At 64.4% G+C, this 9997-nt stretch carries 10 protein-coding genes; 4 read left to right on the forward strand and 6 right to left on the reverse strand.

Annotation, left to right across the window (positions count from 1 at the left end; translation table 11 throughout):
- Positions 1-276 precede the first annotated feature (276 nt).
- Positions 277-735 carry a MaoC family dehydratase gene (locus Q0O40_RS13815; protein WP_295531014.1) on the reverse strand — a complete coding sequence of 153 codons (459 nt, stop codon included), beginning with the start codon at positions 733-735 and terminating at the stop codon, positions 277-279.
- A 36-nt stretch (positions 736-771) separates the two neighbouring features.
- Positions 772-1872 (reverse strand): redox-regulated ATPase YchF, encoded by a 1101-nt coding sequence (ychF, locus tag Q0O40_RS13820; RefSeq protein WP_295530996.1) that lies wholly within the window; start codon positions 1870-1872, stop codon positions 772-774.
- 162 nt (positions 1873-2034) lie between these two features.
- On the opposite strand from ychF, the gene Q0O40_RS13825 reads away from it, so the two are divergent.
- Positions 2035-3567 carry a tetratricopeptide repeat protein gene (locus tag Q0O40_RS13825; protein WP_295530998.1) on the forward strand — a complete coding sequence of 511 codons (1533 nt, stop codon included), beginning with the start codon at positions 2035-2037 and terminating at the stop codon, positions 3565-3567.
- 87 nt (positions 3568-3654) lie between these two features.
- Here Q0O40_RS13825 and Q0O40_RS13830 read toward each other — a convergent pair whose 3' ends face one another.
- On the reverse strand, positions 3655-3717 hold the full coding sequence (locus Q0O40_RS13830) for a hypothetical protein (protein ID WP_367183756.1): 63 nt from the start codon (positions 3715-3717) through the stop codon (positions 3655-3657).
- Here Q0O40_RS13830 and Q0O40_RS13835 point away from each other — a divergent pair.
- Positions 3707-3997: a hypothetical protein gene (locus tag Q0O40_RS13835; protein WP_295531057.1), complete on the forward strand. Its 291-nt coding sequence runs from the start codon at positions 3707-3709 to the stop codon at positions 3995-3997. The two genes, Q0O40_RS13830 and Q0O40_RS13835, sit on opposite strands and share 11 nt — an antisense overlap.
- A gap of 269 nt (positions 3998-4266) precedes the next feature.
- Here the strand turns inward: Q0O40_RS13835 and pth are convergent, their stop codons facing one another.
- The 3 genes from pth to Q0O40_RS13850 form a co-directional block, all read right to left on the reverse strand.
- Positions 4267-4833 carry an aminoacyl-tRNA hydrolase gene (pth, locus tag Q0O40_RS13840; RefSeq protein ID WP_295531001.1) on the reverse strand — a complete coding sequence of 189 codons (567 nt, stop codon included), beginning with the start codon at positions 4831-4833 and terminating at the stop codon, positions 4267-4269.
- Positions 4834-5017: 184 nt separating this feature from the next.
- On the reverse strand, positions 5018-5626 hold the full coding sequence (locus Q0O40_RS13845; protein WP_295531003.1) for a 50S ribosomal protein L25/general stress protein Ctc: 609 nt from the start codon (positions 5624-5626) through the stop codon (positions 5018-5020).
- A gap of 230 nt (positions 5627-5856) precedes the next feature.
- On the reverse strand, positions 5857-6765 hold the full coding sequence (locus tag Q0O40_RS13850) for a TraB/GumN family protein (protein ID WP_295531006.1): 909 nt from the start codon (positions 6763-6765) through the stop codon (positions 5857-5859).
- A gap of 91 nt (positions 6766-6856) precedes the next feature.
- On the opposite strand from Q0O40_RS13850, the gene Q0O40_RS13855 reads away from it, so the two are divergent.
- Positions 6857-7762: a glycine--tRNA ligase subunit alpha gene (locus tag Q0O40_RS13855; RefSeq protein ID WP_295531009.1), complete on the forward strand. Its 906-nt coding sequence runs from the start codon at positions 6857-6859 to the stop codon at positions 7760-7762.
- The coding region (gene glyS, locus Q0O40_RS13860; protein ID WP_295531011.1) for a glycine--tRNA ligase subunit beta at positions 7729-9997 on the forward strand (2269 nt) is incomplete at its 3' end. The genes Q0O40_RS13855 and glyS, both read left to right, overlap by 34 nt.

Below are 9997 nucleotides of genomic sequence, written 5' to 3' on the forward strand. Positions count from 1 at the left end.
TCTGCCCTCCCGGCCACTCGCACCCTAAGCAGAACACGACGCCCTCCCCGCAGCGCCAGTGCAGGCGCCGCACCGGTCGCGCGATCCCCCCTCTGCCCAGACGCCGCACCCGTGCGCCCGAAATCCAAATCCAACAGGATCGCGGCGCGGCACCGTGCTGCGGCAATCCCCCCCCCACACTGTTCCCGACACCCCGGGCTTGACCCGGGGTGTCGATGCTGGTGAGGTTTACAGGGTCAGAGCGCCCAAACCCTTGCGCGGCCTTTCGACGTCGCCTCAATCCGTCCCGTTTGGATCGCGCGTCGCGATCATCCCATTGGCCACAAAGCGCAGCACCAGCTCGTCATGCTGGTTGAACACTTTGGTCTCGCCTTTGGTCAGGCCCATTTCGGGCCGCGATTTGCTGCGGCGCTTTTCGAGCAGCACGCTTTCGCAGCGCAGTGTGTCGCCGGGATAAACGGGCTTCACCCAGCGCAATTCGTCGATGCCCGGCGAGCCGAGCCCGGCAGTGCGTTCGGTGCCCATGTTCTTGACCGCCATCGCCATGGCCATCGCGCAAGTATGCCAGCCGCTCGCCGATAGCCGCCCGAAATGCGTCTTTGCGGCGGCCTCGTCGGAAAGGTGAAACGCCTGCGGGTCGTATTTCGAGGCGAACGCGATCACCTCCTCGCGGGTCACTTCGTAATGGCCATAGCTGCTGGCCGATCCCACGACCATGTCTTCGTAATAGCGCAGTTCCATCCCAGACCTCCTTCGAAACAGCCCCTGGCCTCAAACGTTGAACTTGAAATGGAGCACGTCGCCGTCCTTGATGACGTATTCCTTGCCTTCTTGCCGCAGCTTGCCCGCATCGCGCGCCGCTGCCTCGCCGCCCAGCGTCACGAAATCATCGTAAGCTATCGTCTCGGCGCGGATGAAGCCGCGCTGCATGTCGGAGTGGATCTCTCCGGCAGCATCGGGGGCCTTGGCCCCGGCATGTACCGTCCAGGCACGCGCTTCCTTGGGGCCAACGGTGAAGAAGGTCAGCAGGTGCAGCAGCTCGTAGCCTGAGCGGATGATCCGCGCGAGGCCTGCTTCGGTCAGGCCCAGCTCGGTCAGGAACTCGGCGCGATCTTCCAGTGGCATCGTTACGATTTCGGCCTCGATCGCGGCGGAGACGATCACCGCATTGGCGCCCTCGGCCTTGGCCTTTTCAAACACCCGCGCCGAAAAGGCATTGCCAGTGGCGGCGCTCTCTTCCTCGACATTGCAGACATAGAGCACGGGCTTGGCGGTGAGCAACTGCGCCTGCGCAAAGACGCGCTCCTCTTCCTCGTCCTTGGGCACGGTCAGCCGCGCCGGCTTGCCCTCGCGCAGCAGATCGAGCGCCTGCCCCAGCACCGAGGCGATGATCTTCGATTCCTTGTCGCCCTGCGCCGATTTCTTCACTGCGGCGGGCACCCGCCGTTCGAGGCTTTCCAGATCGGACAGCATCAGCTCGGTCTCGACCGTCTCGGCATCCGAGATCGGGTCGATCTTGTTGTCGACATGCTGGATGTCGACATTTTCAAAGCAGCGCAGCACATGGACGATGGCGTCCACTTCGCGGATATTGCCGAGGAACTGGTTGCCCAGCCCTTCGCCCTTCGATGCCCCGCGCACCAGGCCCGCGATATCGACAAAACCGAGCTGCGTCGGAATGATCTTCTGGCTGCCCGCGATCCGCGCCAGCTCGTCGAGCCGGGGATCGGGCACGCCGACATTGCCGACGTTGGGCTCGATCGTGCAGAACGGATAGTTCGCCGCCTGCGCCGCCTGCGTCTCGGTCAGCGCGTTGAACAGCGTCGATTTGCCGACATTCGGCAATCCGACAATCCCGCAGCGAAATCCCATGTGGTGGTCCTTAAAGCTTTGGCCGCAAATTCCGGCTCGATCCGCGCGATGGTGGCCCGATGCGCCAAGGTCAAGGGGAAGGTGGCAAGGCCGGCGTCAGGATCTGCTGCGGCGGTCCTTGGTTCACGGAAATTTTAGGCCTCCTGGTCCATAATTGCGTCCATGAAAAAGTCGCTCCTGCTCGCCGCTCTGCTGCTGACCGCTGCCTGCTCGCGCCCCGATCCCGCCGCACTCTATGGCGAGGCGAAGGCGGCATTCGCGGCGGAGGACTATGTCACTGCGCGCACCAGCCTGCTCGCTGCGCTCGACGCGAGCGGGGCGAGCGGGGCGGGCGGGGCGGACCGGGCCATGCTCCTGCTGCTGGCGCGGGCGCAATTGCGGTTGGGCGATGGCGACGGCGCCAAGGCGACGCTGGCACAACTTGAAAGCGCGGGCGGCAAGACCGCAGAAGCCGCGCGCATGCTGGCCGAGGCGGCGGTGCTGCGCGGCCAGCCGGAGGAAGCACTAGACCTGCTGGGGGCCGACGCCGATCCCGAAGCATGGCGCCTGCGCGCCGCCGCACACACCGCGCTTGAAGACAGCGCGGCGGCGCTCGATGCCATGCGCAAAGGGTTGGCGGCGGGCGGCAATTATGCGCTGCTGCATGATTATGCGGTCTATCTCATGGCGGCGCAGGACTATGCCGGGGCGCAAGGCGCGCTTGCCAAAATGCGCGTCCTTGGCCCGGCGCACCTCGATACGCTGATGCTCGGCGGCGATCTGGCGGCCAATCAAGATCAATTCGATGCGGCCCGCCGCGCTTATCTTGCGGCCAAGACCAAATTCCCCGCGCGCAGCGAGCCGCTGCTCGCGCTGGCCTCGCTGGCCGAGATGCAGGGCAAGCTCGATGAAGCCATCGCGCTGGTCGAGCAAGCCGCCACGATTGCACCGCGCAGCGGGCAAGTCGAAGCCTTGCGCGTGCAATTCGCGGCGCAGCAGGGCGATTGGGAAAAGGTCCGCATGATGCTGACCGGGCAGGAATCGACACTCGAGCCGCGCTCGGCGAACGGCATGGCCTACGCCGAGGCGCTGCTGCGGCTGGGCCATGCCGAACAGGCGCGGGCGATGTTTGCCAAGGCGCTGTCGCTCTCGCCGCAAAATCCCTTCGCGCGGTTGATGCTGGCGGAGGCGGAACTGCAAACCGGCGATGCCGCCTCGGCGCTGCGCACCATCCAGCCTTTGTCCGGCAGCGTGATGGCCGATGCGCGCGCGCTTGAGCTTGCGAGCAAGGCGGCGCGCGGCGCGGGCGATCCCTCCGCCGCCAGCCTTGCCGCGCGGCTTCATTCGCCGCAGCTGAAGGTCAACCAGACGCTGATCGCCGCTGGCGAGGCGGCGACGATCCGGGGCGATTGGCGCGCTGCCATCGCGGCTTATCGGCAATTGCCCGGCTATGAAGGCGATGCCGAAGTGCTCAAGCGGCTGGCGCTGGCGGCGTCCAAAGCGGGCCTTCATGCCGAGGCCATCGGCTATGCCGACAAGGCGCTGGCGCTTGCGCCGCGCAATGCCGATATGCCGCATATCGCCGGGCTGGTGCGGCTCGAAGCTGGCCAGAATGCCGATCAGGCGCGCAGCCTGCTGGCGCAGGCGCTCCAGCTTGATCCCAGCAACCGCCTTTTCCGCGCCGACCTTGGCCGCGCCGGCGGCGGAGCGAACTGAGCGCAAAACAGATCGGGCGCGGTCTGGATCGATCCAGCCGCGCCCGAACGGTTCAGGGCACATGAAGCCCTGCGGTAAAGTTGGCGATCAGGCCCGGCGGCGGCGCGCGAATGCCAGACCCATCAGGCCCAGACCCATCATGCCGAGCATGCCCGGCTCTGGCACAGCGGTACCGCCCGAGGTCGAGGTGCTGCCACCCGACGTGCTGCCGCCCGAAGTCGAGGAGGTCGAACCGGTGCTACCGCCCGAAGTCGAGGACGTGGTCGAACCGCCCGAGGTCGAAGAGGTCGAGGTGGTGCTGCCGCCCGAGGTCGACGACGTGGTCGAGCCGCCCGAGGTCGACGAGGTCGAGGTCGTGCTGCCGCCCGAGGTGCTCGAGCTGGTGCTCGAGCAGCTGCCGCACGAGCCCTTGTGGCCGCAGTTGCAGTAATGCTTGTGCTTGAACCATGTGGCGTTGGCCGGCGAGGCCACGCTGACGGTTCCGAGCAGGAGTGCTGAAAGAACGATGGAAGGCTTCATGGTAGTTCCCCTTACGAACGTGCTGTCTTCAAAATTGCCGTAGTTAAACGGATACAACGCAAAGACGGTGCCAGTTTGAGAAATGCAGGGGTTGTGATGGTTAACGGCCATCAGCGCCGCACATGGGTGTAAGCGGTTCCGACGTTTTTTATGACAGGTAGCGCGGCGCCCCCACGGCAATTATTGCTGGCGCAGCGCGACATCGTTCATGAAACGAACATCATCGCCCGCGGCCAGCCAAGGTGCTTCGGCGGCCAGCGCGCCGAGCATGGTGACCAGATCGTCCTGCTCGCCCTTGGCAAAATTGCCCAGCACATGGCCGGTCACGCGGTCTTTATGTCCGGGGTGGCCGATGCCGAGCCGGACCCGGCGAAAATCGGGGCCGATGTGCTGGTCGATCGAACGCAAGCCGTTATGGCCCGCCGTGCCGCCGCCCATTTTCACCTTGACCTTGAACGGAGCCAGATCGAGCTCGTCATGAAAGACGGTGAGCGCTTCGGGGCCAAGCTTGAAGAAGCGCAGCGCTTCGCTCACCGCGCGGCCGCTTTCGTTCATGAAGGTGGCAGGTTTGAGGAGGATCAGCCGCTCTGCGCCGATCCGGCCATCTTGCGTCCAGCCCTGAAATTTCTTCTGCACCGGGCCGAAATTGTGCACCTCGGCCAAGGTATCGAGCACCATGAAGCCGACATTGTGGCGGTGGAAGGAATATTGCGGGCCGGGGTTGCCCAGGCCAATCCAGAGTTGCACGGACCTGAGCTCCTTGTGCGGGATTGCTCCGGGCACCTTTGGAGCGTCCTACCTCAAACGCATACTACGTTCTCGCTCACCCTGAGCCTGTCGAAGGGTGGTGGCGCGGCATTCGCGCCAAGATGCTTCGACAAGCTCAGCATGAGCGAGTTTGGGGAGTTTTTCAGAACTCCCGCAGTATGTCTTAGGAAGCAGCAGCTTCCGCGCCGTCTTCGCTGCTCTTCAGCGCCGAAGGGGCAACGATCGTCGCAATCGTGAAGTCGCGGTCGGTGATCGCCGATGCGCTGCCAGCGGGCAGGGTCACGCTGCTGATATGGATCGAATCGCCGATGTCGGTGCCGGCCACATCCACCGCGATATCATCGGGGATCTTGTCGGCATCGCAGATCAGCTCGAGCTCGTGGCGCACGATATTGAGCACGCCGCCCTTCTTCAGGCCGGGCGATTTCTCTTCGTTGATGAAGATCACGGGAACCGCCACTTCGACCTTGGCATTGGCCGAAACGCGCAAGAAGTCGGCATGGAGCGGGCGGTCGCTCACGGGGTGGAATGCCACATCCTTGGGCAGGGTGCGCACGGTTGCTCCGGCCACGCTCAGCTCGACGATCGAATTGAAGAAGTGCCCGGTGCCAAGCTGGCGGCGCAGTTCTTTTTCTTCGACATGAATGGAAATGGGTTCTTGATTGCCGCCATAGATCACGGCGGGAATGCGGCCTTCGCGACGCAGTGCTCGGGAGGCTCCCTTGCCAGCCCGATCGCGCGTCTCGGCCGACAGATTAAGCGTTTCGCTCATTGTCAGGTCCTTTTGAGATGCTTGTGTTACGATACTTCTCGCGCCACGCCTCCAGGGATGACCATGACACGGAAGACGGCGCGCTTAGCGGCTTGGCCGCAAATAGCAAGCAAAGACCGCGTTCAGGTAGCGCGCCGTCAGAAACCCACAGCTCAATATTCCGTCAACGCGGATCAAGTCCGGGGTGAAGCAGAAGGGTTGCGGAATCTGCTTGGCGGTTCGCCCAAACCCTACGGCACCCGCGCAATGCGCCAGCCGCGCGCCGCCAACATGCGCTGCACCGCCTCGCTTCCGGCGAGATGCGCCGCGCCTACTGCGATGAACGGCCGCGCACCGGCTTTGAGCAGGGCATCGATTTTCGCGGTCCAGGCGGAATTGCGCCGGGTCAACAAGGCCTCGCGCAATTGCGGATCGGCGAGAAAGCCGGTCATGCTCTCGCGCGCGATCCCCAGATCATCGCCGCGCAGCCATAGCTCCATCACGTCGCGCTCATCGTCCCTGCTATCGGCGGCCTCGCGCGCCACCTCGCCCAGCAGCACCTGCTGCGCGCGATCGGGCAGCGCATCGAAGATGGCAAACTGGCTGTCGATGGTTTCCAGGCCCGTGATCGGCTTGGCCCCGGCCATCTCGCGCAGCTTGGGCTCAACCCCGGATTCAGGATCGATGCCCTGCTTTTCCGCGGCTATCGCTGCAAGCTGCAGCGCCACCGCCCAGCTTTCCTGATTTTTGAAGCCATCGTCGGAAAGCGACAGCTCCTTGTAAACCTTGCCCAGCGCCCGCGCCTCATCGGGGGTTATCCGCGCGCTTGGCGGGGGCAAACCGGCGGTAAAGGCCAGTCGGCCCAATGCCTCCCCTGCAACGGTACTGTCCAGCGGCTCGCCGATTTCGAGCACCAGCCGGTCTGCCGCGCCCAGCGCCGTGTCGATTTCCGCGCGCCGCCACACCGTTTCCGGCGGCAAAGCATGCACCGTGCCCAAGAGCCAGCCGCGCACCCCGGAGTTATCCGAAATCGTCCACAGCGCCACGCGGGCGGGCGGCGCTGGCGGCGTCTTGGCGTTGCTGCAACCTGCCATCAGCAGCGCCGCGAGCAGCAGCGCGATCAGGCGGCGGAGCAGGGCGGGGCAGGGGATCGTGGCCATGCCCCATGCGGTGCGCTACCCGCGCGGCGAAGGCAAGATGGTTTGCGCGCGCGGTTGATTTGCGCGGCCCCATCGGCCAAAGGCGGCGCTGATGGCCGAACCCGCGCACCCCTCGCTCAGCTTTCAGGACATGATCCTGCGCCTCCATGACTTCTGGAGTCGCCAAGGCTGCCTGATCCTCCAGCCATATGACATGCGCATGGGCGCGGGCACCTTCCACCCCGCCACCACCTTGCGCTCGCTCGGGCCGGAGCCGTGGAACGCCGCCTATGTCCAGCCCAGCCGCCGGCCCACGGATGGCCGCTACGGCGAAAACCCGAACCGGTTGCAGGCATACTATCAGTATCAGGTCATCATGAAGCCGAGCCCGGCAAACCTGCAGGAGCTTTATCTCCAAAGCCTGTTTGCCATCGGCATCGATCCGCTGCTCCACGATATCCGCTTTGTCGAGGATGACTGGGAATCGCCCACGCTCGGCGCATGGGGGCTGGGCTGGGAGGTCTGGTGCGACGGCATGGAAGTCACCCAGTTCACCTATTTCCAGCAGATGGGCGGCTTCGATTGCAAGCCCGTGGCGGGTGAGCTGACCTACGGGCTTGAGCGCCTCGCCATGTACATCCAGAACGTCGACAGCGTCTATGATCTGCGCTTCAACGAGCACGGCGTCAGCTACGGCGAGGTGTTCCTCGAGAACGAGCGCCAGATGTCGAAGTGGAACTTCGAGGTTGCCGACACCGACACGCTGTTCGAAGGCTTCCGCCGCGCCGAGGCCGAATGCCGCGGCGCGATCGAGGCGAAAGTGCCCATCGCCGCTTATGAGCAAGCGATCGAGGCCAGCCACCTGTTCAACCTTCTTCAGGCGCGCGGCGTGATTTCGGTGCAGGAGCGCGCCAGCTACATGGGCCGCGTCCGCGATCTCGCGCGCGGCGCTTGCGAGGGTTACATGGACCGCTTCCGCCCAGAATGGGAAGCCAAGTTCCCGGGGTGGACCGCGTGAGTACCGCTGATTTCCTGCTCGAACTGCGCTGCGAAGAAATCCCCGCGCGGATGCAGGCGGGCGCGCGTGCCGATCTTGAAAAGCTGTTCCGCCGCGAACTGGATGGGGCGGGCCTCAAACCCGGCGCGATCACTGTCTGGTCCACGCCGCGCCGCTTGGCCCTGATTGCAAAGGACCTGCCGCTCGCCACTGAGGCCGTCAGCGAGGAAGTCAAAGGCCCGCGCACCTCTGCGCCCGATCAGGCGCTCGAAGGTTTCTTGCGCAAGACCGGCTTGACCAAAGACCAGCTCCTCGAGCGCGACGGCGTCTGGTTCGCCATTACCGAAAAGCCCGGCCGCCAGACCGCCACCGTGCTTGCCGAAGCCATCCCCGCGATCATCCGCGCCTTCCCCTGGCCCAAATCGCAGCGCTGGGGCGCGGCATCGCTTTCGAGCGAAAGCCTGCGCTGGGTGCGTCCGCTCTCCGGCATTGTCGCGCTGCTCGGCGACGATCTTGTTGACTGCGAAATCGGCGGCATCCGTTCAGGGTTCGTCACCATGGGCCACCGCTTTCACCACAGCGGCGAAATCACCATCGGCAATGCCGCCGACTACGCGATGAAATTGCGCGCGGCGCATGTCATCGTCGACCACGCGGAGCGCGAGGCCATCGTGCGCGATGGCGCGAAATCTGCCGCTGCTGCCGCCGGGCTGGTGCTGGTTGAGGACGAGGGCCTTGTCATCGAGAACGCTGGCCTCACCGAATGGCCGGTGCCGCTGCTGGGCCGGTTCGACGAAGTCTTCCTCGAAGTCCCCCCCGAAGTCATCCAGCTCACCGCCCGCGTGAACCAGAAGTATTTCATCTGCCGCCATTCCTCCCCGAGCTTGCTCGGGGAGGGGGACCATCCGCAGGATGGTGGAGGGGCCCCTCCGTCAGCTGCCGCGGCAGCTGCCACCTCCCCGAGCAAGCTCGGGGAGGAACGCAAACTCGCCAACGCCTTCGTCTGCACGGCCAACATTGCCGCGAGCGACGGCGGCGCGGCGATCATCGCGGGCAACCGCAAAGTCCTCGCCGCCCGCCTCTCCGACGCGCGCTTCTTCTGGGATCAGGACCGCAAGACGTCGCTGGCCGAGCAGGCCAAAAAGCTCGAACGTATCACCTTTCATGAAAAACTCGGCACCTTGGCCGACAAAGTCGAACGCGTCGCCAAACTCGCCCGCTGGCTGGTGGAGGAAGGCATCGTTGCCGCATCTCCCCTCCCCATTGGGGAGGGGTCGGGAGAGGGGGCACCCACCTCGCAGGTTGAGAGCACCCCCACCCAACCCTCCCCCGAACGGGGGAGGGCTTCGCTCGCCGATCAAGCCGAACTCGCCGCCCGCCTCTGCAAAGCCGATCTCGTTACCGAAATGGTCGGCGAATTCCCCGAACTCCAAGGCCTGATGGGCGGCTACTACGCCCGCGCCGAAGGCCTGCCCGGCGCCGTCGCCGATGCGATCCGCGATCACTACAAGCCGGTCGGGCAGGGCGATGATGTGCCGACCGTGCCGGTGACCGTAGCGGTGGCATTGGCGGACAAGCTGGATACGCTTTTCGCGTTTTTCGGCCAAGAGCTTCCACCGACAGGTTCGAAAGATCCATTTGCCTTGCGCCGTCAGGCAATCGCAGCGTGGAGGCTTATCGACACAAATCAGGTGTCTGCACCATTATCCGAGATATTCGCCAAGTTAGCGCTCCTTTTTGTCGAGCAACATGTACGAATGATGAGCGAATGGTGTCCCAACCTTACTACGCGATGGGATGCTGTAGCTCCGATTTTGGCAATGAATGAGTCATCGATAGCAAACGCAATATCTGTTGCATTTAGCGCGGGTGATGCCGATTTTGAGGACGAGCGGGATGGACGGCAGTTCGGTTTGATGTTCCGCTCGCTTTCACCAGGCCGATTGATATTGAATGATATTGATCAATATCGGAAGCTTTCCGGCGATCTCCTCGCTTTCTTCGCCGACCGCCTCAAAGTCCAGCAACGCGAAGCCGGCGTCCGCCATGACCTGATCGACGCGGTGTTCGCGCTTGGCGGGGAGGATGATCTCGTCCGCCTGCTCGCCCGCGTCCATGCGTTGCAGGCCTTCGTCACCACCGAAGACGGCACCAACCTGCTCGCAGGCTACAAGCGCGCGGCGAATATCCTAAAGAAAGAGGGCTACACTTCTGCCCCCCTCCCCGTTGGGGAGGGGTCGGGGGAGGGGTATCCCA

Origin of the sequence: Novosphingobium sp. Chol11, assembly GCF_945870625.1 — a bacterium.
Taxonomy (GTDB): Bacteria; Pseudomonadota; Alphaproteobacteria; order Sphingomonadales; family Sphingomonadaceae; genus Novosphingobium.